The sequence below is a fragment of the Lentzea chajnantorensis genome, from assembly GCF_054300775.1.
Genome location: NZ_JBSDZT010000002.1, coordinates 1,699,979 through 1,722,367, shown reverse-complemented (window position 1 = coordinate 1,722,367; position 22,389 = coordinate 1,699,979). Strand labels below are relative to the sequence as shown.

General features: G+C 71.8%; 14 protein-coding genes. 5 read left to right on the top strand and 9 right to left on the bottom strand.

Annotated features, from left to right (window positions below):
* Window positions 1-3: 3 nt before the first annotated feature.
* From ACVDFE_RS09290 to eccCa, 4 genes are all read right to left on the bottom strand, one after another.
* On the bottom strand, window positions 4-2,703 hold the full coding sequence (locus ACVDFE_RS09290) for a BTAD domain-containing putative transcriptional regulator (RefSeq protein WP_458430194.1): 2,700 nt from the start codon (window positions 2,701-2,703) through the stop codon (window positions 4-6).
* 363 nt (window positions 2,704-3,066) lie between these two features.
* Window positions 3,067-3,699 carry a tetratricopeptide repeat protein gene (locus tag ACVDFE_RS09285; protein WP_458434298.1) on the bottom strand — a complete coding sequence of 211 codons (633 nt, stop codon included), beginning with the start codon at window positions 3,697-3,699 and terminating at the stop codon, window positions 3,067-3,069.
* A 649-nt stretch (window positions 3,700-4,348) separates the two neighbouring features.
* The gene (locus ACVDFE_RS09280; RefSeq protein WP_458430193.1) at window positions 4,349-5,782 is read right to left on the bottom strand and encodes a BTAD domain-containing putative transcriptional regulator; all 1,434 of its coding nucleotides are present in this window, start codon (window positions 5,780-5,782) and stop codon (window positions 4,349-4,351) included.
* A 615-nt stretch (window positions 5,783-6,397) separates the two neighbouring features.
* Window positions 6,398-10,414 (bottom strand): type VII secretion protein EccCa, encoded by a 4,017-nt coding sequence (gene eccCa / locus ACVDFE_RS09275; RefSeq protein ID WP_360395762.1) that lies wholly within the window; start codon window positions 10,412-10,414, stop codon window positions 6,398-6,400.
* A 231-nt stretch (window positions 10,415-10,645) separates the two neighbouring features.
* Here eccCa and eccD point away from each other — a divergent pair, with 231 nt between their 5' ends.
* Together eccD and mycP are read left to right on the top strand one after the other, a co-directional pair.
* Window positions 10,646-12,049 (top strand): type VII secretion integral membrane protein EccD, encoded by a 1,404-nt coding sequence (eccD, locus tag ACVDFE_RS09270; RefSeq protein WP_360395760.1) that lies wholly within the window; start codon window positions 10,646-10,648, stop codon window positions 12,047-12,049.
* Window positions 12,046-13,506, top strand: coding sequence for a type VII secretion-associated serine protease mycosin (mycP, locus tag ACVDFE_RS09265; RefSeq protein ID WP_360395759.1), 1,461 nt, complete (start codon window positions 12,046-12,048; stop codon window positions 13,504-13,506). Before eccD ends, mycP begins: the two co-directional genes overlap by 4 nt.
* Window positions 13,507-13,567: 61 nt before the next feature.
* On the opposite strand, the gene ACVDFE_RS09260 is transcribed toward mycP, so the two are convergent.
* From ACVDFE_RS09260 to eccB, 3 genes are read right to left on the bottom strand one after another with little or no spacing between them, the layout of a single operon-like run.
* On the bottom strand, window positions 13,568-14,653 hold the full coding sequence (locus ACVDFE_RS09260; RefSeq protein ID WP_458430192.1) for a WXG100 family type VII secretion target: 1,086 nt from the start codon (window positions 14,651-14,653) through the stop codon (window positions 13,568-13,570).
* A 14-nt stretch (window positions 14,654-14,667) separates the two neighbouring features.
* On the bottom strand, window positions 14,668-15,000 hold the full coding sequence (locus ACVDFE_RS09255; protein ID WP_458430191.1) for a hypothetical protein: 333 nt from the start codon (window positions 14,998-15,000) through the stop codon (window positions 14,668-14,670).
* A 56-nt stretch (window positions 15,001-15,056) separates the two neighbouring features.
* A complete protein-coding gene (gene eccB / locus ACVDFE_RS09250) occupies window positions 15,057-16,682 on the bottom strand; it encodes a type VII secretion protein EccB (RefSeq protein WP_458430190.1) in 1,626 nt (541 codons plus the stop codon).
* A gap of 270 nt (window positions 16,683-16,952) precedes the next feature.
* Here eccB and eccE point away from each other — a divergent pair, with 270 nt between their 5' ends.
* Window positions 16,953-18,161: a type VII secretion protein EccE gene (eccE, locus tag ACVDFE_RS09245; RefSeq protein ID WP_360395753.1), complete on the top strand. Its 1,209-nt coding sequence runs from the start codon at window positions 16,953-16,955 to the stop codon at window positions 18,159-18,161.
* Window positions 18,158-18,886, top strand: a complete 729-nt coding sequence (locus ACVDFE_RS09240) for a hypothetical protein (RefSeq protein WP_360395751.1) — start codon at window positions 18,158-18,160, stop codon at window positions 18,884-18,886. Before eccE ends, ACVDFE_RS09240 begins: the two co-directional genes overlap by 4 nt.
* 63 nt (window positions 18,887-18,949) lie before the next feature.
* Here ACVDFE_RS09240 and ACVDFE_RS09235 read toward each other — a convergent pair whose 3' ends face one another.
* Window positions 18,950-19,339: a hypothetical protein gene (locus ACVDFE_RS09235; RefSeq protein ID WP_360395749.1), complete on the bottom strand. Its 390-nt coding sequence runs from the start codon at window positions 19,337-19,339 to the stop codon at window positions 18,950-18,952.
* A 609-nt stretch (window positions 19,340-19,948) separates the two neighbouring features.
* Between ACVDFE_RS09235 and ACVDFE_RS09230 the strand changes: the two genes are divergently transcribed.
* Entirely contained in the window at window positions 19,949-21,511 is a 1,563-nt protein-coding gene (locus ACVDFE_RS09230) for a S8 family peptidase (protein ID WP_360395748.1), read from the top strand.
* An 83-nt stretch (window positions 21,512-21,594) separates the two neighbouring features.
* Here ACVDFE_RS09230 and truA read toward each other — a convergent pair whose 3' ends face one another.
* Window positions 21,595-22,386, bottom strand: a complete 792-nt coding sequence (truA, locus tag ACVDFE_RS09225; RefSeq protein ID WP_360395747.1) for a tRNA pseudouridine(38-40) synthase TruA — start codon at window positions 22,384-22,386, stop codon at window positions 21,595-21,597.
* Between the last annotated feature and the right edge of the window lie 3 nt (window positions 22,387-22,389).

Sequence of the window (22,389 nt, the reverse complement as noted above, 5' to 3'; positions counted from 1 at the left end):
GCGTCAGCGGCGTTCCGGTACCAGCCCGGCGAGGCGCGCCCGCAGCCGGGTGACCGCGCGCGCGTTGCCCTGCGCCTCCCGCATGAGCAGCGCTTCCTCCAGTGCCGCAACGGCTTCCGCGGTGCGACCGCAGCGCAGGTGTGCGTCGGCGATGTTCTCGTGCGTGACGGCGCGGACGGCGTTGGGCACCTCGTCGTCGGGCAGCGCCAGCACCTGGTGGAACGTGTCCATCGCCGCGTCGACCCGGCCGAGGCGGAGCTGGAGCAGGCCGCGGGTGTCCAGTGTGGACGGGAGCAGGTGGTCGATGCCGCCGCCGGTGATCGTGGCGTACGCCTCGTCGCTCGCGGCCAGCGCGGCCTCCAGGTCCTCCAGCGCCACGAGGGTCATGGCCTGGTTGTTCAACGCCATGGCGAGCCCGGCCGGGTCGCCCTGCTCGCGGCGGCGCCGCACGGCCCGTTCGTGCAGGGAGCGCGCGGACTCCAAGCGGCCCTGCCTGGCCTGGTTGACCGCCCACTGGTCGAGCGTGACGGCGATGCCGTGCAGGTGGCCGATGCCCTCCCGCACCTCCAGCGCCTCGGCGTAGGCGGTGTCGGCCTCCTCGAACGCCCCGAGCGCGCCGAGCGCGTTGCCCAGCGAGTGCAGGGTGTTGCCGACGGCGAACTGGTCCTCGGCGGCCCGTGCCGCCGCGAGCGCGACCTTGCACAGCTCGATGCGCTCGGAGGGGAGCTGGCGGAAGTTGAGGTAGCCGAACATCGTGGTGGGCAGCTGCCACGCGTGCTGGTGGTACCCGTGCTCACCGGCCAGGCGCGCGGCGGCCATCAGGTTGCGGTGCTCGGTCTCGCACCACGCGAGCGCGGCGGCCCGGTCGGCGAGCAGCGCCGGGTGCACGCCCTCGGCGAGCGGCGGCAGCGTCAGCGCGACGCGGGTGCGGCGCAGCAGCCGGTCGGCGCTCTCCGCCGTGTGCAGGTAGAAGTCCAGCAGCCGGCGCACCGCCTCGTGCCGCCCGGTGTCGGTGTCCTCGGCCACCGACCGCGTCTGCGAGTACGCCCGCAGCAGGTCGTGGCACGTGTAGCGGCCCGGTGCGCGTTCGACGGCCAGGTTCATGCGGGTGAGGACGTGCAACGACCGGCGCACCGCGGAACGGGGCCTGCCGTCGAGCGCGGCCGCCGCGTCCAGCGAGACGTCCGGGCCGGTGGCGAGCCCGAGCAGCCGGAAGAGGCGGGCCGAGTCGGGGTCGAGGCAGCGGTAGGAGGTGGCGAAGACCGTCTCCACGCCGGTGAGCAGCCCGCCGCTCGCGTCGGACAGCTCGTCGGCGAGCGCGCGCAGGGACAGCTCGGGCGCCCCGGCCGCCCGGGACGCGAGGACGGCGAGTGCGAGCGGGAGGCCGCCGCAGAACGCCACGAGGTCCGCGACCGCGTCCGGTTCGGCCCGCACCCGGCCGGCGCCGAGCCGCGCGGTGAGCAGCGCGACGGCATCGGGCTCGGCGAGCACGTCCAGCGTCACCGGGAACGCGCCCTCCCGCACGACCAGCCCGGTGAACCGGTTGCGGCTGGTGAGCACGACCAGGCAGCCGCGCCCGGCCGGCAGCAGCGGCCGGACCTGCTCGACGTCGCGGGCGTTGTCGAGCAGCACGAGCACGCGGCGGTCGGCGCTGACGCTGCGGAAGAGCGCGGCCCGTTCCGGCAGGTCCGCGGGCACCTTGCCGCCGGGCACGCCGAACGCGGCCAGGAACGAGGCCAGCACGGCGGACGGGTCGAGCGGCTGCGCGGACGGGTCGAAGCCGCGCAGGTCGACGTGGAGCTGGCCGTCGGGGAAGCGGTCGGCCACCGAGTGCGCCCAGCGGACGGCGAGCGCGGTCTTGCCGACGCCGGCCGTGCCGTCGATCGTGGCGATCACCACCGCCGTTCCCGCGTCCAGGAGCGCGGTGAGCTTCGCGAGCTCCGCGTCCCGCCCGGTGAAGTGCGCCGACGGTGCGGGCAGCTGCCGCGGCACGTCGCTGCGGGCCTCCGGGTCCTGCAACCGTTCGTGCAGCTCCCGCAGCTGCTGGCCGGGTTCGACGCCGAGCTCGTCGGCCAGGTGCGCGCGGATCTGCTCGTAGGCCGCGAGCGCGTCCCGCGGCCGGCCCGCCTGGTGCAGCGCCTGCACCAGCTGTGCCCAGAACCCCTCGCGCAACGGGTGCTCGCCGGTCAGCTCGCGCAGCTCGTCCACCAGCTCGGCACCCCGGCTCCGCGCGAGGTCGGCGTCGATCCTGCGGCCCAGCACCACCAGCCGTTCCTCGATCAGCGGCGGCACGTCCTCGCGGTGCAGGAGCACCGAGTCGACGTCCGCTGCCACCGGTCCCCGCCAGTGCGCCAGCGCCGCCGTGAACTCCCCGTCGGCCGCGAGCCGCCGGAACCGGGTCAGGTCCAGCCGCTCGGGGTCGACCTCGGCCAGGTACCCGCCGGTCGCCGTGCGCACGCAGTCCGCGTCCCCCAACGCCACCCGCAGCCGCCGCACCACCATCTGCAACGTCTTGTGCGCCCGGTCGACCGTCGGCGGCTCCCCGTCCCACAACCGGTCCACCAGCTCGTCCACCGGCACGAACCGGTTGGGCCGCAACAACAGCGTGGCGAGCAGCACCCGTCCGCGCCCGGCCGGCAACGGCACCGGCACGCCGTCACGCAGCACCTCGACCCGTCCGAGGACGCGGTACTCGACGTTCATGACTCCCTGCTCCCGTCCTCTTCGGACCCGGTGTGACCGATGTGTGAGCGCCGTGCGGCAACGTGGTGCTCGGCCGGGAACGGCAGCGACGGGAAAGCACCTGGGGGCTCGTCGCTGCCGCCCGGTGCTCGCCGCGGAGACGGCGCCCTCCCAGTCCGGCGAGCAGTGCCTGCGACCGTCCTGTCGCGACGGTGACGGATTCACCCGGTACTCGGCTCGCACACCCCTCCACCGGCTCGAAAACCCAGTCTAGGGGCCCTGTGGTCCCGGTGTGAGCGAAGTGTGAGCGGCCCCTGGCAGAGTTCTCCTCAGCGGTGCTGGTGGCACAGTTCCTGGGGGGTCACCAGCACCGCTCACCAGTTCTCAGCGGAGCTCGGCGAGCTTGGCGCGCACCTGCTCGGCGTCGGCGTGGTCGTTGTACTCGTAGGCCTCCAGTGCCTTCGTCCACCAGCTCCGCGCCGCGTCGGGCTCGCCCAGGCCGAGGTGCGCGTCGCCGAGGGTGTTGTGCACGTCGGCGATGTGGTGCCAGGAACCCTCGGTCTCGAAGTGCCCCAGCGCGAGGTGGGCGTTCTCGACCGCGACCGCGTGGTCGCCCAGCCCCACCTGGACGCTGGCCTTCATCGCGGCGAGGAGCCCCTTCCACTCCGCGGTCATGTCGACCGCGAACTCGGCCTCCCACTCCGCGCAGCACACGAGCGCCTCCGCGTACTCGCCCAGCTTGAGGTGGTCAGCCGCGACCTGGTGCAGCGCCATCCCGGTCTGCAACGGGTACGGCGTCGGCGACGCGCGCAACGTCGTGAGCGCCTCCTTGGACACCTCCAGCGCCTCCCGCAGCCGGCCCGCCTCGCCCAGCGACCACGCGAGCCCGCTCAACGCGCGCGCCTGACCGGTCACGCGACCGACCTCGCGGTACACGTCGGCGCTGCGCGCGAAGAGGTCGCTGCCGTCGTCGAAGCGGCCGGCCCGGCAGTGGGCCACGGCGAGGGTGAACTGCATCCGGGCGTCCCAGAGGCGTTCACCGGTGTGCGTGACCGCCGCCACGGCGCCCTCCATCGACCAGACCCACTCCTGCCACGGGCCGACCCGGTCGACCAGGTCGAAGGTGAACCACGGCAGCTGCCAGGCGTAGCGGTGCAGGTCCCGTTCCGCGGCCTGGACCATGATCGCGCGCAGCACGGCGCGTTCGGCGCGGAACCAGTCGTCGGCCTCCTCGCGCCCGGCCGGCAGCTCCGGCCGCGTGCCCGGTGCCGGCCGCAGCTCGATCACCGCCTGCGCCTGCCTGCGCCCGGCGAAGCAGGAGGCGTCGATCGCGACCAGCGTGTGCAGGTAGTGGTCGTACATCCGCTCGACGGCTGCCGCCCTGGACTCGGCGGGCTCCTCGGCCTCCGCCCGGTCCGCCGCGTACACGCGCAGCAGGTCGTGGCTCGTGAACCGGCCGGGCACGGGCTCGGCGAGCAGGTTCGCCTCGACCAGCTCCCGCACGTGCCGCAGCGCCTCGTCCTCGGTGAGGCCGGCGAGGCTCGCGGTGGCCGCGACGGTGATGTCCGGCCCCGGGTGCACGCCGAGCAGCCGGAACACCCGCGCGGTCGCCGGGCCGAGCTGCCGGTAGGACCACTGGAAGACGGTGCACACGGTGGTCGCCGCGTCACCGGTGTCCAGCGTGTCGAGGCGGGTGCGGGCGTCGGACAGCTCCGCGACCAGCCCGGCCAGCGGGAAGCTCCGGCGACTGGGCGACGCGGGCCGCCACGATCGCGAGCGCCAGCGGCAGGCCACCGCACCACCGGATCAGCTCGTCGGCGTCACCCGCGCGCCGCGCACCGAGCCTGCTCACGATCAACGCGCGTGCCTCCGCGGGCGTGAGCACGTCCAGCGCCAGCTCGCGCGCACCCTCGTTCACGACCAGGCCGGTGAGCCGGTCGCGGCTCGTGACCAGCACGAACGACGACGACGGACCGGGCAGCAGCGGCCGCACGTGGTCGGGGTCGCGGGCGTTGTCGAGCAGCACGAGCACCCGGCGCTCGGCGACCAGGCTGCGGTACAGCGCCGACTGGGCGTCGAGCGCGGCCGGGATGCGGTCCGGCGGCACGCCGAGCGCTTCGAGGAACCGGCTGAGCGCGTCGCCGGGCGCCACCGGTTCGCGGTGGCGGTCGAACCCGCGCAGGTTCACGTAGAGCTGGCCGTCCGGGAACCGGTCCGCCGCGCCCCGCGCCCAGTGCACGGCCAGTGTCGTCTTGCCGACGCCCGCGGTTCCGGTGATCGCCGCGACCACCAGCCCGTCGCCGGCCGCCAGTCCGGTCAGGTCGCGCAGCTCGGCGGACCGCCCGACGAACCGGGGTGTCGTCGTCGGCAGCTGGCGCGGGACCGGCCGGAGCACGGCCGCCGTCCTGCGCGCCGGAACGGGACCGGCGAGCACGCGCTGGTGCACCGCCCGCAGCTCGTCACCGGGGTCGACGCCGAGCTCGTCGGCCAGCAGCGCCCGGACCTCCCGGTAGGCGGCCAGCGCGCGTTCCTGCTGCCCCGACATCGCGAGCGCCAGCACCAGCTGCGCCCAGAACGCCTCGCGGAACGGGTGCTGGGCGGTGAGGCCGCGCAGCTCGGGCACCACCTCTGCGGCCCGGCCGGCGTCGAGGTCGGCGCTGATCCGCCGTTCCAGCGCGTGCAGCCACTCCTCGGTCACCAGCGGGACGTCGTGCTGGTGCAGGGCACCGGACCGCACGTCGACGAGCATCGGCCCGCGCCACAACCGGACGGCGGCGGCCAACTCCCCCGCCGCGACCAACCGGCGGAACCGGGTCAGGTCGAGCGCGTCCACGGCCACCTCGGCGAGGTAACCACCGGTCGAGGTGCGCACGCAGTCCGCCTCGCCCAGCGCCCGGCGCAGCCGCATGACCACCGTGTGCAGCGTCTTGTGCGCCCGGTCCGGTGTCGGCGGCTCACCGTCCCAGAGCCGGTCGACCAGCGCGTCGATCGAGACGACCTGGTTGGGGCGCAACAACAACGTGGCGAGCAGCACTCGGCTCCGGCCGGCCGGCAGCGGCACGACGACCCCGTCGAGCAGCACCTCCAGCGGACCGAGCACCCGGTACTCGGCTAGGGCCTGTGTCGAGGTCCCGTTCGATGAGAGTCGCGCCTGAGGTGGTTCCTGGCGGTGCGGGCGACCAGCCCGCATACCGGTGTTGTATGTGGGCTGGTCGCCCGTGCCCCCAGGGGCCGCCTCAGGCCCGGCTGTCGCGAACATGGACCTCGACACAGGCCCTACCACGTTCCCCCCTGTGTGACCGGATTGTGAGCGTCCGCGGAGACCATGTGCGTGGCCGGTTCGACCGCGGTTACCTCCCTCTTCACCGTGGCCGGACCGGCCTCTCCAGCAGCCCCGGCGACGCGTGCTCGCGGTGTGACCGGAGTGTGAGCGCCGTCGGGCAGAGTTCTCCTCAGCCGGACGACGAGAGCGGCAACGCAAGCCCTGGGGGGTGTCGCGACCGTCGTGGTCCTGCCGGATCGGCCCTCCCCAGTGGGTCGGACCGGAAGGGCGTCGGTTCTTGGGGGGGGAACCGGACAGTCCCCTGCTGTTCGGTGGGCCCGCAGCTTCGGCTGCGGGCCCTTTTCACGTGCACCGGTCCACGAGGGCCTTTCTCCGTGCCGGAAACCGGAGCGGCCCCCGCCGCGGAACGACGGGGGCCACCGGGCGGAACGGCTAGTCCGGAGCGATCCAGGCGAACTGGATGCGCTGCTGACCGTGCTTGCGGGTCACCAGGGTGCCGCGGCCGGGAGGCTGGGGCGACGGCTTCAGCGTGCCGATGATCGCGCCCTCCTCCTTCGAGCCGGAGCCGACGAAGATCGGGGCCGCGATCTCCTTCAGCTTGCCCATCACCGGGTCGTACATGGCGCGGGAGGCGCCACCCATGCGGCGGACGACGACCACGTGCAGACCGACGTCCTTGGCCTGCGGGATGAACTCGGCGATCGGCTGCAGCGGGTTCGCGGCGCCCTGCGGGGCGACGAGGTCGTAGTCGTCCACGACGACGAAGACCTCGGGGCCGGTCCACCAGGAGCGGTTCTTGAGCTGCTCCTGGGTGACGTCCGGGCCGGGCATGCGGCGGCCGAGCGAACCGCGCACCTCCTTGATCGTGTCGGCGAACTGGGTCGACGACACGGCGTAGGTCAGGAGGTGGTCGGTGTCGATGAAGCCGAGCATCGTGCGGCGGTAGTCCGCGAGGACGATCAGCGCCTCCGAGGAGGTGTAGCTCTGCATGATGCCGCGGACGATCGTGCGCAGGATGTTCGTCTTGCCCGACTCGCCGTCGGCCAGCGCCATGAAGTGCGGGTCCGCGTCGAAGTCGAAGTAGACCGGCGCGAGCTCGTCCTCGTTGACGCCGACCGGGACCAGGTGGCCGCGGTTGGGGTTGACCTGCTGGACCTGCGCCATGAGCTGCGCGTGCTCCAGCACGTCGGGCAGCATCCGCACCTGCGGCGCGCGCGGGCCCTGCCAGGCCTGGTTGAGCTTGGCGTCGAGGTCCTGGACACCCGCGGAGATCGTGGTCGGGTCCTGCGAGGTGTCGATGCGCGGCAGTGCCGTGAGGAAGTGCAGCTTGTCGCCGGTCAGACCGCGACCGGGACGGCCGGGGGGCACGTTGGCCGCGACCTTGCGGTCGATCTCGGACTCGCTCGGGTCACCGAGGCGCAGCTCGAAGCGGGTGCCGAGGAGGTCCTTCATCGCGGGCCGGATCTCCGCCCACCGGTTCGCGGCGACGATCACGTGCACGCCGTAGGACAGACCCTGGGCGGCGAGCGCCTGGATCTGCGGCTCGACCATCTCGAACTCCTGGCGGAAGTTCATCCAGCCGTCGACGACCAGGAACGCGTCGCCGAAGTGGTCGTCCTTGATCTCACCGCGGCGCTTGCGGTTGCGGAACTCGACCATCGAGTCGATCCGCTGTTCGCGCCACCGCAGCTCGCGCTCGGTGATCAGGGTCTGCAGCTCGGCCACCATGCGGCGGACCTTGTCGACGTCGAGACGGCCGGCGAAGCCACCGACGTGCGGCAGGTTCTCCATCGCGGCGAGCGTGCCACCACCGAGGTCGATGCAGTAGAACTGCGCCTCCTGCGGGGTGTGCGTGAGCGCCATCGAGGCGATGATCGACCGCAGCAGCGTCGACTTGCCCGACTGCGGGCCACCGACGACCGCACCGTGGCCCGCGGCACCGGAGAAGTCGGCCCACAGCAGGTCGCGGCGCTGCTCGAACGGCTTGTCGACCACGCCGACCGAGATCTGCAGCATGCCGTTGGCCGGGTACTGCGGCGGCGTGAGGCCGCGGTCCGGCGTCACGTCGAGCGGCGGCAGCATCGTGTCCATCGTCGGCGGCTCGTTGAGCGGCGGCAGCCACACCTCGTGCGCGGGCGGGCCCTGGCCGACGAGGCGGTCGACGATCAGCTCGAGCTGCGTCGGCTCGTTCGCGTCCTCCTTGACCGGTGCGGCCGCGACCGCGACCGGCTCGACGGGGCGCTCCGGCTCCTTCGGCATCTCGATGAAGTCCGGCACGAAGAACCGCGGGCGCTTGTCGCTGCGCACGGCCACCGACTCACCGGCGGACTGCATGCCGGACGGCCGGTAGGTGCCCGAGACGTAGAGCGCCTTGAACCTGGTCAGCGGCATGCCCTGCACGCTGAGGTAGCCGGAGCCCGGGATCGGCGGCAGCTCGTAGGCGTCGGGCACGCCGATCGCCGCACGCGACTCGGCCGCGTTGAACGTCTTCAGACCGATCCGGTACGAGAGGAACGTGTCCAGGCCGCGCAGCTTGCCCTCCTCCAGCCGCTGCGACGCGAGGAGCATGTGCATCTGCAGCGACCGGCCGACACGACCGATCTGGAGGAAGATGTCGATGAAGTCCGGCTTCGCCGTCAGCATCTCGGAGAACTCGTCGATGCAGATGAAGAGCGCGGGCAGCGGGTCGAGCTGGGCGCCGTTCTCGCGGGCCTTCTCGTAGTCCCAGACGTTCTTGTAGTTGCCCTTCGCGAGGACCTCCTGCCGGCGCGAGACCTCACCGGCGATGGCGTCCTTCATGCGGTCGACGAGGCTGAGGTCGCCGGCCAGGTTGGTGATCGTCGCGGCGACGTGCGGTGCCTTGTCCAGACCGAGGAACGTCGCACCACCCTTGAAGTCGACGAGGATCATGTTGAGCGCGGTCGACGAGTGCGACGCCAGCAGGCCGAGCACCAGCGTGCGGAGGAACTCCGACTTGCCGGAACCGGTCGCGCCGATGCACAGGCCGTGCGGGCCCATGCCGTCCTCCGCGGCCTCCTTGATGTCGAGCTCGACCTGCTGGCCGTGCTCGCCGATGCCGAACGGGATGCGGTAGCGGTCGCGCTTGGGCCGGGGCCGCCACGCCTGCTGCACGTCGAACGTGATCGGGTCGCCGGGGATGCCCATGAACTCGAGCAGCGGCGGGTTGTTGTTCATCGCCAACGGGTCCTCGCCACCGTCGCCGCCGACGTCGCCCGCCGCACCCATGCGGTACGGGGCGAGCCTGCGGGCCAGTGCCTCGGCCTCGACGACGGACAGGCCGTCCGGTGCGCCGAACCACTCGACGCCGCTCGCGGAACGGGCGCCCAGCTGGTTGTTCTCGATGACCAGGCGCAGACCGCGGCGGGCGGTCAGGTTGCCCAGGCACTCGGAGAGGTCGAGCAGCGTGACGCCGACCAGCCCCTCCTCCAGGATGATCATCTCTTCGCGGCTGATGTCGCCGTCGTCGATCACGATCACGATGTGCGGCTGGTCGGGCGGCGGCGGGGCGTTGCGGGTGAACCGCTGCCGGTCGCGCAGGTACTCGTCCAGCATCGCCTCGACCTCGGCGAGCGAGTTCGCCATCATGCGGCGCTGGCCGATGCCGTCGATGTCGGTGGGGTGCTGCACGTGCGGCAGCCACTTCGCCCACTCCCACTGCTGCTTGGTGCGGCCCGCGCTGACGACCGCGATCAGCAGGTCGTCAGGGGCGTGGAAGGTGACGAGCTGGGCGAGCAGGGCGCGGGCGAGGTTGCGGCGGTCCTCGATGTCGCCGAGCAGGCCGACGGCGGCGAACCCGCGCAGAGCGATGGAGATCGGCAGGTCGGGGACGAGCGAGTGGGCGCGCACGAACCGGCGCAGCGCCAGCGTCGCGATCGGCTCCAGCTCCTCGACGGGACCGGTCTGCGGCGGCACCAGGCGGGTGGCGAGGCGCTGCGAGCCCCGTCCCGCGCGCAGGTGGCAGAAGTCGGGGTCGTTCTGGCGGCGTTCCCACATGCGCCGGGTGGTGGCGAGCGACCACAGCTGCTGCGGGTCCGGGTGCACCCACTCGCGCTCGGCGCGCTGCTCGTCGGCGGCTTCGCGGGCGCGGTCGCGCATCTGGCCGAGGTACCGCAGGTAGTCCTTGCGGTCCTCGTTCATCTCGGCTTTCTTCTGGCCCTTGCCGGAGCCCATGCCGCTGGCCATCATGCCGACGGTCGAGATGAGCATCATGCCCGGCATGAGCATCGCCATGGGCTGCCTGTTCGAGTACACGAACATCATGCCCATCATGCCCACGGAGGCGACGATCATGACGACGGGCATCGCCTTCATCATGATGTTGCCGGGGATGATCCTGGGGACCTCGGGTGGCGGCTCGAGGTGCACCTCGCCGCCAGGAGGCCGGGGAGCAGCAAGGCGTGCCGTTCGCTTGAACTGCAGCGTGCTCAACTGACAGGCACCTCTTCGACTCGTTACGCCACCAGTAGCAACCGACACTATTGCGCATCCGCGCGCGTGACGAAGCTGGGTCGGGAAAAAACCCAGTCTGACGGGTTCCGGCGAACCACACGTGCAACAGGCGTCGGTCCGGCCATACTAGGGCCGCCCGACGAGCGGCCAGCTGGACGAATAGGGTCGGGCCGTTGATTCGTAAGTGCTGATCTGACTTAGGGGGCCCTGGTGGCGACCGGTACGACGGTGTTCAGCCGTGTCACGGTGGTGGCACCTCGAACGCGTATCGACGTCGCGCTGCCTGCCGACGTGGCGGTGGCCGATCTCCTGCCGATGCTGCTCGACATGGCGAGGGAGGCCACTCCGGACGGTGGTGTCCGGCACGGCGGCTGGTGCCTCGCGAAGCTCGGCGACAGCCCGCTCGACCCGGCGCGCACGCTCGCGTCGCTCGGCGTGGTCGACGGCGAACTGCTGCAGTTGCGGCGCCGCAACGAGAACCCGCCGCCGCCGCTGTACGACGACGTGGTCGACGCGATCGCCGAGTCCGACCCCGACTCGTTCCGGCCGTGGACGAAGGAGACCGCGCAGAAGTTCGGTCACCTCGCGGGCGCGCTCGCGCTGATCGCCTCCGCGGTGGCGCTGTTCCTGTCCGGCCCGGTCGTGACCGCCGGCAAGGGGAGCGCCCTCGCGGCCGCCATCGCCGCCGGTGTGGCCGCCGTCGCCGCGCTCGCCACGGGCGCGACCATCGCGCGCGCCTACAAGGCGGTGTCGACCGGTGTGCTGATCGCCGCGTGCGGTTCGCTGCCGATGGCGTTCGTCGCGGGCTTCCACGCGGTGCCGGGCGTCAACTTCGAGCCGAAGATGCTGCTCGCGTCAGCGCTCATGATGATCTTCGCGTGGGGCGGCATCCTGCTGATCGGCCAGGGCGTCACGGTGTTCATCGCCGCGGCCACGGCCGGCACGATCGCCGCGCTCGCGTTCCTCGTCGCCACGTTCGTCGAGCACCCGCTGGCCGGTGTGGCCGCGGCGGCGGGAGCGGTGGCGCTGGGCGCGATGTCGATGCTGCCCCGGCTCACGCTGCAGCTCGCCAAGATCCCGCCGCCCGTCGTGCCGACGAACGCGGAGGACCTCAAGGAGGACAGCGGCTTCCCGGAGTTCGCGGTCATCGAGCGCCGCACGGCCGTCGCCCACGAGTACCTCACCGGCATGATCATCGGCACCGGCGTGATCGCCGCGCTGGCCGCGATCGTCGCGTCCGGCGACGGCACGGTCTGGGGCCCGATCTACGGCGTCGTCGTCTCGATCGTGCTGATGATGCGCGGTCGTGCGTACGCGAACGGTGCGCAGGCCGTGGCGCTGCTCTCGACCGGCATGTTCGCCGCGGCGGGCATCCTGGTCGCCTGGATCGCCAAGGCCTCCGAGTTCAACCTGATCGTCTTCGTCTTCGGCACGCTGCTCGTGCTGGGCGCGGCCGCGCTGGTGCTCGGCGTGATCTTCCCCGGCCAGAAGTTCTCGCCGCCGCTGCGCCGCACGGTGGACATCCTGGAGGCGATCCTCATCGCCGCCGTGGTGCCGCTGGCGCTCGCGGTCATGGACATGTACTCCGTCTTCCGGAGCCTGATCACGCCATGAGGACCGGTATCAGGCGCACCACGGCGGCTGCGACCGCCGGACTGCTGCTGCTGACGGGAGCGGTGCCCGCCGCCGCCTCCGCCGCACAACCGTCGTCAGCGCAACCGCCGTCCTCGACGTCCGCAGCGGCGCCGACGTCGGCGACGGGTTCGGCGCCCAAGGTGAACTCGGAGCCGCCACCGCTGCCGCCCGGTACCGCGCCGCCGAAGGACACCGGTCAGCCGGATGTGGAGTACAAGCGCACCAACAAGGAGTGCGTGGCGTCCGACACCAAGAACGAGCTCATCGAAGAGATGCCGTGGGGCCAGCTGAGCCTCAACCTCGAAGAGGCGCACCGGTTCGCGACCGGCAAGAACGTCGTGATCGCGATCATCGACACCGGTGTCGACCCCCGCAACCCGCGGCTCGCCGGCCGCGTCGACCCCGGCGGCGACTACGTCGACAAGACCAAGAACGGCACTGACGACTGCGACGGCCACGGCACCGAGGTGGCCGGCGTCGCCGCCGCGAAGAAGACCGAGGGCGACTTCGTCGGCGCCGCACCGGACGCGCGGATCCTGGCCATCCGCCAGACCAGCGACCGCTACGAGTTCAAGGGCGACGCGACGAACGAGGCCCGCAAGGGCGCGGGCAAGGTCAAGACGCTGGCCGAGGCGATCGTGCGCGCGGCCGACAAGGGCGCGGGCGTCATCAACATCTCGCTGACGAACTGCGGCACCCCCAAGGGGTTCAGCCAGGACGACCGGAACCTGCAAGCCGCCATCCGGTACGCGGTGGACGTGCAGGACGTCGTGGTGGTCACGGCCGCGGGCAACAAGGACGATCAGGGCAACGGCTGCCCGGCCCAGAACGACAACATGGACCCGAACAACGTCAAGGTGATCTCGTCCCCGGCGTGGTTCGCCGACGACGTGCTCTCGGTGGCGTCGATCGCGCGGTCCGGCGAGGTCTCCGAGTTCAGCATCTGGGGCCCGTGGGTCAGCATCGCCGCCCCCGGCGAGGGCATCATCTCGGTCGACCCCAAGGGTGACGGCCTCACCAACGCGAACGTCACCGCGCAGGGCACCAGCGACATCAAGGGCACCAGCTTCGCCTCGCCCTACGTCGCGGGCATCGCCGCGCTGGTGCGCGAGCGGTTCCCGGAGCTGAAGGCGCGCCAGGTGATGGCGCGGCTGAAGGCGACGGCGCTGCAGCCGGGCAACGTGACCGGCAAGGACCACAAGTCCGGCCACGGCATGGTGAACCCGGTCGCGGCGCTCACCGCCGTGCTCCCGGCGGAGGCCGCGGGCTTCACGGCGCCGGAGCCGAAGGTGATGGTCACCGCGCCCACGCCGCCGAAGAGCCTGGACTGGCCGCCGATCATCGTGGCGCTGTCCGGGATCGGCATCGGTGCGGTGCTGCTGGCGCTGACGCTGTTCGTCCGCAACTCGAACCGCAAGCGCGGCGGCACGGCCTAGCCGCGGCAACGACAACGGCCCCGCTCGGACGTCGAGCGGGGCCGTTGTCGTTCCGCCGGGGTCAGTCCTCGCCGATGACCTTGGGAGCGGCCTTCTTCGGCTTGCCGAGCACGTCCTCGACGGAACCGGTGAGCCGGTGCTTCGACTTGTGCTCCTTGTCGCCGCCCTGCTGCCCGCCGCCGCCCATCGCGCCCATCATCGGCGCCATGCCGCCCATCATCGCGCCACCGCCGGGAGCGGCCCCGGAACGGCCACCGGCGGCCGCAGCCGTCGTCGCGCCCTGCTCGGCGGGCGGCAGACTCTCACTGACGCCCGTGGCCCCGCCGAACTGCATCTGCTGCGCCGCGGCCGGTGCGCCCGTGCCACCCACACCACCCGCGCCGACACCGCTGCCACCGACACCGCTGCCACCGACACCGCTCGCACCGACACCGCCTCCGGAGCCGGGAGCGCCGCCACCGGTCGCCGCGGCCGCCGTCGCGGAGGCCCCTGCCGGTTCCGGTGCCGTCACGGCCGGCTTGGCGGGCGGGGCGTACGTCCAGTTCTGCTCGGGGTACCGGTGCTCCATCCGCACGGCGCCGAAGCCGCCCTCCACGCCGGCGACCCCGTCGCACAGCGCGAGGAACGCCTCCAGCACCTGCCGGCCGGACTCGAACAGCTCGCGCACCGGGTCCCTGAGGTCCTCGATGTGCACGCGCGCCCGGTTGTCGCCCTCCAGCGGCAGCGCCGCCACGCCGGACACCGAGTCCGCGGCGTCGGCCAGCACGTGGGCCATGTCCCGCACGATGTCGCGCACCGCGTCGGCGGTCTCCTCCAGCGCGTCGGCCATCGCGGTCATCGCGTCGGACATGTCGCCGCCGGCGAGCCCGACCTTGCGCATGTGCTCCAGGAACGCGTCGGCGTCCCTGCCCTGCCACGCCGCGTCGACACCGCCGAGCGGGCCAGCGACGTGCTTGGTGACCGCCTCGGTGACCCTGGCGGCCTTGCGCCAGCGCTCCGCTTCCTCGCGCAGGTCGTTCCAGTCGCCGACGAGCGGGTCGAAGAACTCGTGGACGAGGTCGACCACGCCCAGCCTGCGGCTCACCCGCGAGAGGAAGTCGAGCTCGGGACCCACCTCGGCCGCGATCTGCCTGCCGTCCTCGGCCACCTTCGAGCTCCCCACTACCTGCGATCGGCCTTCTTGAGACCGTGGACGGCCTCTTCCTCGCTGTACCCGTGGTGCTCCGCCACGGCGTGCAGCCCCTTGGCCGCCGCGTCCAGGGTGTCGCAGGCGCGGGCGAGCTGGGAGTTGAGCAGCTCGGCCGCCCGCGCGTAGCCCCGGGCACTGCCCAGCGCCCTGCCGACCTCGCCGAACGACTCCGGCCGCAGCGGTGACACCCTCATGGCGTCCCGCACGCGCCGCAGGTCGTCGGTCGTGCCGTCGATCCGGTCGGCGTAGGACTCGAGCCACTCGGGGTTGACGGCGATTCGACCGGCCACGGACTGTCCCTTCACGACGGTGCCACCTCGGGTGCACCCCTACGACTGCGGTGCACCCGGAACGGTTCCCGTCACTTCTGCTGCTGCGCCGGGTCCTTGATCTGGCCCTTGACCGCGGGGATCGCGTCGTAGCTGCGGTTCGCGTCGCCGCGGTTGAGCTGCGGGCCCTGCGGCAGCAGGTTCAGGATGTCGTTCGGTGCCGGTGGGAACGTCCCCTCCAGCCCGAGCGCCGCGGCGGTGCCCCCGTCCGGAACGCCGTACCGCACACCGCGACCGGTCACGATGTGGACCGGACCGGCGCCGAAGTCACCGGTGCCCTGGCTCGCCCGCACGACCGCCGCCTTGCCGGGCAGCATCAGGAACTGGTCGATGATCTCGCCGGCCGCACCGGGAGCGCCCAGCTGCACCGGGCTCATGTCCTTCGGGCCCGGCAGCGCGGAACCGATGGTGACCGAGGTGTCGATGGCGTGCTGGGTCCGGTTCTGCGACTCGTAGTCCTTGCCCTTCCAGCCCAGGCACAGCACCGCGTTGTTCGCGTTCGGCTCGATCGTGGTCGGCGTCTTCTCCGGGTACTGCGTGAGGTCGAGCTTGTTCTTCGGTTCGAGGTTGTTCGTGACCGCGCTCGGGGAGAGCTCGGTCGCCTTCTTGTTGTTCGCGTACGCCCAGCGCAGCAGGTCGCCGACCGTCTGGCCGACCTCCTGGAAGCCGTCCTCCAGCGCCACCATGAACCGCTGGGTGCCGGTCAGGCTGACCGAGATGACGTCGCCGATGTTGACCCTGGTCTCGGTGACGTAGGCGGCCTGCTCGCCCTGCCTCGGGATGACCGGCGCCTTCAGCGGCTTGGCCTCGGAGATCGAGTTGAGCAGCGCCGTGCTGACCGCGCGCGGCTGCTTGCCCCGCAGGTTCAGCGCGTTCATCACCTTGTCGTCCTTGAGGTCCACCTCGGCGCGGACGGTGGACGATGAGATGTCGAAGCCCTCGGGCTTCTTGTAGATCAGGTAGGCCTTCTTGGCGCCCGTCCGCTGCTGCACGAGCACGGCGTTGTCGCCGAGCTTCGGGTTGCCCTCGCTGACGCCCGCGATGACGGAGGTCTTGATCTGGTTGGCCGCCGCCTGGTTGCTGCGGAACGCGTCGAGGTCGAGGGTGTCGCAGACCGACCACTGCGCGTCGATGCGGGTCTCGGGCTTGGGCAGCACGTCCGGCGCGTCCGGCAGGCCGGTGAGGCGCCCGCGCGGGTACTTGGACAGCGCGGCCTCGCTGACGAGCTTGGGCTCCCCGCCCGCGGCACCACCGGAGGCGCCGCCGACCGAGCCGCCAGGGGCGTCACCGCCACCGCTCTGCGCCTGGTCCGGGTTCGACCGCGAGTACCAGAGCAGGCGTGCCGAGGCGAGGTTCGTCATCGGCACCAGCACGGGGGTCGACGTCGCGTTGTCGACGACGTAGACCTGCCCGGTCTCCTTGCTGATGGCGATCTGCGTTTCCTTGTCCAGGCGCGGTGCCGGCTTGAAGAACCCGTACACCAGGAAGCCGAGCAGACCGACGATGCCGAGGATCACACCGACCGATGTCGCGCGGGAGTGGTTGCGCATGGGGTCATGCAGCATCACGGCGTCTCTGCGGACGAGCGCGGACTGCATCCGCCGCAGGACGAATTGGTAGGCCTGGACCTGTGACTTGGTGGTGGGTGTTGATGCCATTCTCGGCTCGCTGCTCTCCCAGTCGCGGTACGGTTCGGCAGGATAGCCGGACGCAGGTTGCTCCGTGGGCCGGTTCGCCAAGCCCACCGACCATCGAGGGGAAAGAGACCACAACGGATGTCCGTGACCACTCCACATCCGCCCCGGCCGAACCCCGGGATGGCACGGCCGCAGGGTCCGGGGACTCCTGGCCAGCAGGCACCGGCGCCTCCCCGTCCCGTCGGGCGCGTCCGGCGCAGGGCGGCCGGCGTCAGCCTGGGCTCCTTGCCCGTGTCGAACGTAGTCACGATCGAGGTCGGTCTCGCCATCGCACTCCTCGTGCTGACCCTCGTCGGCGTGAAGGACGCCGCGGGCAACCTGAACGTCGTCTCGCTGTCGATCGCGGGCGGCGTGCTGCTGATCGCGCTGGTAGTGGCCTTCACCCGGTCGCGGGGGCGCTGGCTGACCCAGTGGATCGGCGTCCGGCTGCGCTACAGCTTCCGCTCGCACAGCCGCACCGCGAACCGCGAGGCGCAGCAGGAGTCCAAGCCCGGTGACGACGAGATGCAGGTCCTCGGCGCCGAGGACCCGCGCGTCGCGCTGCTGCGCCTGGCGATCCCGGACCTGGTGATCGCCAAGGGCGTCGACCACGAACGCCGCCCGCTCGCGCTGTCGTGGCACGACGGCGTGTGGACGGCGGTGCTGCTCGTCGACCCGACCCCGCCGCTGATCTCCGCCGTCGGCTCCGCCCCGTCGCTGCCCCTCGGCGCGCTGGTGCCGTGCCTGGAGGACCGCGGCGTGGTGCTGGACGCGATCACCGTGCTCTGGCACTGCTACCCCGGCAGCGCGGCGCTCCCGCCGTCGTCGCCCGCGCTCAGCTCGTACATGGAGGTGCTCGGCCCGCTGCCCGCGGCGGCCAGGCGCACCACGTGGATCACGGTCCGGCTCGACCCGCGCCGCTGCGGCGAGGCCATCCGCGAACGCGGCGGCGGCGTCGTCGGCGCGCACCGCGCGTTGATCGGCGCCCTGTCGCGCGTCCGCAACGCGCTGGAGTCCGCCGGTGTGGCGATCCGCCCGCTCGACTCCGACGAGCTGCTGCGCGCGGCGATCTCCTCGGCCGAGCTGACCGCCGCGGTCGGCGGCACCACCCCCGTGTCGTTGCGGGAGAAGTGGTCCGGCGTCACGGCCGGCGGCGTCGGCCACGCGAGCTACGCGATCACCGGCTGGCCGGCGAAGGGCCTCAAGGGCAACCTGAACGCGCTGACCGGTGTGCGCGCTCTCTCGTCGACGCTGGCGATGTCCATCTCGCCGTCGCGCGAGGACGGTCAGGTGTCGCTGCGCGGCCTGGTGCGGGTGAGCGCCAGGACGCCGAGCGAGCTCGACCGCGCCGACGACCAGCTGACGAAGCTGAGCGACAAGCTGGACATCACGCTGACCCCGTTGCGGGGCATGCAGCTCGCGGGTCTCGCCGCGACGCTGCCGCTGGGAGGTGTGGCATGAGCACGTCGACCCGTCTGCTGGACGCCCGCGGCCGCGGCGCGGTGGCACCGGAGTTCCTGGTGTCGCCGTCCATGCTCGACCTGGTCAGCCCGAGCGGTGACCGCGGCGGCATGATGCTCGGCCAGGGCACCAAGGGCGAGCCGCTCACGGTGTCCGTGCTGCGCCCGACCCCGACCCGCATGGTGGTCGTCGGCGGCCTGTACCTGGCCCGCCAGATCGCGCTGCGGGCCATGGCGACCGGTGCGTGGATCATCATCGCGACCGGCCGCCCGCAGGCCTGGCAGCCGGTGGTGCGTGCGGCGGGCCAGGGCCCGGACGGCCGCCCGTCCCAGCTGGTGCAGCTGCGCCGGTTGTCGCCGGCCGACCTGCCCCGCCCGACCGAGGACATGCCGCTGCTCGTCATCCACGACGGCGGCCACGTCCCGCAGGAGCTGTTCCCGCCGCGGGCGGCGTGGCAGACCACGATGTACGTGCTGCCGTACCTGCACCCGCAGGCCTCGTCGACGGCGAACAACGCGGACCTGGTGCTGCTGCAGCGCCTCCCGATGGGCCAGGCGCAGCTCGCCGGGCAGATGTGGCGCCTGCGCCCGCAGATGTTCCAGCAGCTGACCCAGCTGAAGGACGACCAGGTCATCGCGATGGGCCAGGACATGTGGGCGCACCTGCGCCTGTACACCACGCCCACCGAGCAGCAGATCCTCGGAGCGGTCCGCCGCGGCGACTGAGGACCCGACGAACCGCGCCCCCGAACGGTGATCCGTTCGGGGGCGCGGTCGTGCCGGGCCTGATCAGCACTCGAAGCGGCTCTCACCCGAGATCGAGCTCTGCGGGACACCGGCGCCGTCGCGCCACTGGACGAGCGTGCGGTAGGTGTAGTGGCCGGAGCCCGAGCAGTTCCAGGACGCGATCGCGCTGCCGGGACCCTGGTAGTGGGCGCTGGCCTCGATGACCCAGCCCCACGCGCGGAGCCGCTGGAGGAAGACGTCGACACCCTGGGCACAGCTGCCGGAGCCCCTGCCGTGCACCCAGCCCGTCGTCTTGGTGGGGTTGTCGGCGTTGTGGCAGGCCAGGACCCCCGGTGCGGTCGGCACCGCAACCGGCGTGGCACCGGCGGTCGAGGTCGTGAGCGCCAGGGCCGCACCGGTGATCGCAGCCAGCTGAACGAAGCGACGAATCATTGCTGGTTTCTCCTCAGTGATTCAAGGTCACCAAATAGGAACAGCACATCGCGCGCTGTTCATCGTGCGTTGTTCGATTGCGCAATCAAGCCGGGGACGCGCTGACGAGACGACCTGTCACCGCCCGCGAACGCGGTTCACCAGGCAAAACAGGCCACTTCCCGGCCATTCGACATCGATCTTCTCGACGCGCGGAAGCACGATCTGAGCCCCCCAGCCCCATGTTCCGAAACTCCGGGAACAACCCCAGAAGAACTTGTGTTCCCACAACTGAACGTAGAGCACGGGTGAAACATGTTCAACCACACTTGAACGCCCCACGTGACCGCCTACTCTCACTGCGTGGCGGCCGTGAGCGTGCGCACCGGCCCGACCTGGACCGACTCCAGGACCGGCGAGGGCACCGCCGGCCGCGCCGCGCGAGCCGTCCGCTTCCCCAAAGCCGCATTGTTCTGTCCATAGACCCGCTGCACCAACTAATTCACACGGACGCGAAATCTGTGGAATGGCCGAACGCGTCTTAATCCGTGAAACTTCTTGTGCGCAATCCGTCCACGCCACTAGGAAAAACTTCACCTGCAGGACCAGGCGACGAGGGAGAACGCTGCTATGGGTGAATCGTGGCTCAGACGAGCGGCTGGAATCGGACTGGTTGCGGGCACCGCGCTCGCGTTGACGTCCGTCTCCGCCACCGCTGCGCCCGAGGGGGAGATTCGCAACCTCGGTGCGTCCAACGCGGTCAAGGACAGCTACGTCGTGGTGCTGAAGGACTTCAGCACCACCAGTGTCGAAAGCCTCAGCGCCAAGTACGACGCTCAGGTGAAACACACCTACAAGTCCGCTTTGCGGGGTTTCTCCGCGACGATGTCCGAGTCCCAGGCCAAGCGCCTCGCGGCTGACCCGAGCGTCGCGTACGTCGAGCAGGACGCCGAGGTCCGCATCTCCGACACGCAGACGCCGACCCCGTCGTGGGGCATCGACCGCATCGACCAGCGCGCGCTCCCGCTGGACAACAGTTACACGTACCCGAACGCGGGCTCCGGCGTCACCGCCTACATCATCGACACCGGCATCCGCACCACCCACAGCGACTTCGGCGGCCGCGCCTCCCACGGCCGCGACACCGTCGACAACGACAACGACGCCACCGACTGCAACGGCCACGGCACCCACGTCGCCGGCACGGTCGGCGGCACCCGCTTCGGCGTGGCCAAGGACGTGAAGCTCGTCGCCGTCCGCGTCCTCAACTGCGCGGGCTCCGGCACGTTCGCGGGCGTCATCGCCGGCATCGACTGGGTCACCGCCGACGTGCAGGGCAACCCGGCCCGCAAGCCCGCGGTCGCCAACATGTCCCTCGGCGGCGGCGCGAACCAGACCGTCGACGACGCCGTGAAGCGCTCCATCGCCGCCGGCGTCACCTACGGCTTGGCCGCGGGCAACGACAGCGGCTCCAACGCCTGCAACACCTCCCCGGCCCGCACGCCGGAGGCCATCACGGTCGGCTCCACCGAGCGCACCGACGTCCGTTCGAGCTTCTCGAACATCGGCACGTGCCTCGACATCTTCGCCCCCGGCACCGGCATCACCAGCGCCTGGCTGACCGACGACAACGCCACGAACACCATCTCCGGCACCTCGATGGCGACCCCGCACGTGGTGGGCGCGGCAGCGGTGTTCCTCGGTTCCTCCCCCGCCGCCACGCCGCAGCAGGTCCGTGACGCCCTGGTGGAGAACGCCACCTCCGACGTCGTCACCAACCCCGGCACCGGCTCCCCGAACAAGCTGCTGCACATCACCGGCACCACCCCCGGCAACCCGCCCGGCCAGTGCCCGGCGGTCACGAACGACACCGACACGGCCATCCCCGACGCGGGCTCGGTGACCTCCCCGATCACCATCGCCGGGTGCAACGGCAAGGCCACCGCCACCGCCTCGGTGAAGGTCGCCATCAAGCACACCTACCGCGGTGACCTGGAGCTCGCCCTGGTCACCCCCTCGGGCGCCGTGAAGCTGCTGAAGGTCGCCACCAGCGGTGACAGCGCCGACGACGTCAACGCCACCTACTCCGTCAACGTCTCCACCGAGAACGCCAACGGCACCTGGCACCTGCGGGTCCGCGACGCCTACAGCCAGGACACGGGCCACATCGACTCGTGGACCCTGAAGCTCTGACGCTCATCCCGCTCCCGGAGCCCCCGGTGCACCACCGGGGGCTCCTCCCTTGTGCGCGGGAGGAGGACACGGCCGGTGACGGCTCAGGACAGGGTGCGCACCCGGCGGGTCGCCTCGGCCCGCGCGGCCAGCTCCTCGTCGGCCGGGAAGTCCACCCGCACCAACGACAAGCCGTGCGCCGGCGCCACGGTGACCCCGCTGGCCCGCCCGTGCAGCGACAGCAGCCCACCGGGCCACTCCACCGGCTTCCGCCCCTCCCCGACGGCCAGCAGCGCCCCGATGAGCGACCGGACCATCGAGTGGCAGAAGGCGTCGGCGGACACGAACGCGGTGATCACACCGTCGTTCCCGGCACGGACCAGTTCGAGCCGTTGCAGCTCGCGGATCGTCGTGGCGCCCTCGCGGCGTTTGCAGAACGCGCAGAAGTCGTGCTCCCCCAGCAACAACGTCGCGGCGGCGTTCATCGCGCCGACGTCCAGGGGGCGTGGCCAGGCCAGCGTGTCCAGGCGGCGCAACGGGTGCGCACCGAACGGCGCGTCGGTCACGCGGTACTCGTAGTGGCGGCGCAGGGCCGAGAACCGCGCGTCGAACGCGGCGGGCACGACCCTGGCGGAGAAGACCCGCACGTCCGAAGGCAGCGCACGCGCCAGGCGCTTCGGGAAAGCGGCGACGTCCAGGGACGCGGGCAGGTCGGCGTGGGCGACCTGCCCGGAGGCGTGCACACCGGCGTCGGTGCGGCCCGCGACGGTCAGGACGACGTCCTCGCGCAGCACCATCGACATGGTGTCTTCCAGGACACCGCACACCGTCCGGCGGGAGGGCTGGCGGGCCCAGCCGGAGAACTCGGTGCCGTCGTAACCGAGATCAAGGCGCACACG

Bases quoted from the DNA above. Each gene is read 5' to 3' on its own strand.
- ACVDFE_RS09230 (WP_360395748.1), top strand. From the start codon at position 19,949: ATGGGTGAATCGTGGCTCAGACGAGCGGCTGGAATCGGACTGGTTGCG.
- ACVDFE_RS09235 (WP_360395749.1), bottom strand. From the start codon at position 19,339: ATGATTCGTCGCTTCGTTCAGCTGGCTGCGATCACCGGTGCGGCCCTG.
- ACVDFE_RS09285 (WP_458434298.1), bottom strand. From the start codon at position 3,699: ATGCAGTTCACCCTCGCCGTGGCCCACTGCCGGGCCGGCCGCTTCGAC.
- ACVDFE_RS09240 (WP_360395751.1), top strand. From the start codon at position 18,158: ATGAGCACGTCGACCCGTCTGCTGGACGCCCGCGGCCGCGGCGCGGTG.
- eccB (WP_458430190.1), bottom strand. From the start codon at position 16,682: ATGGCATCAACACCCACCACCAAGTCACAGGTCCAGGCCTACCAATTC.
- ACVDFE_RS09290 (WP_458430194.1), bottom strand. From the start codon at position 2,703: ATGAACGTCGAGTACCGCGTCCTCGGACGGGTCGAGGTGCTGCGTGAC.
- mycP (WP_360395759.1), top strand. From the start codon at position 12,046: ATGAGGACCGGTATCAGGCGCACCACGGCGGCTGCGACCGCCGGACTG.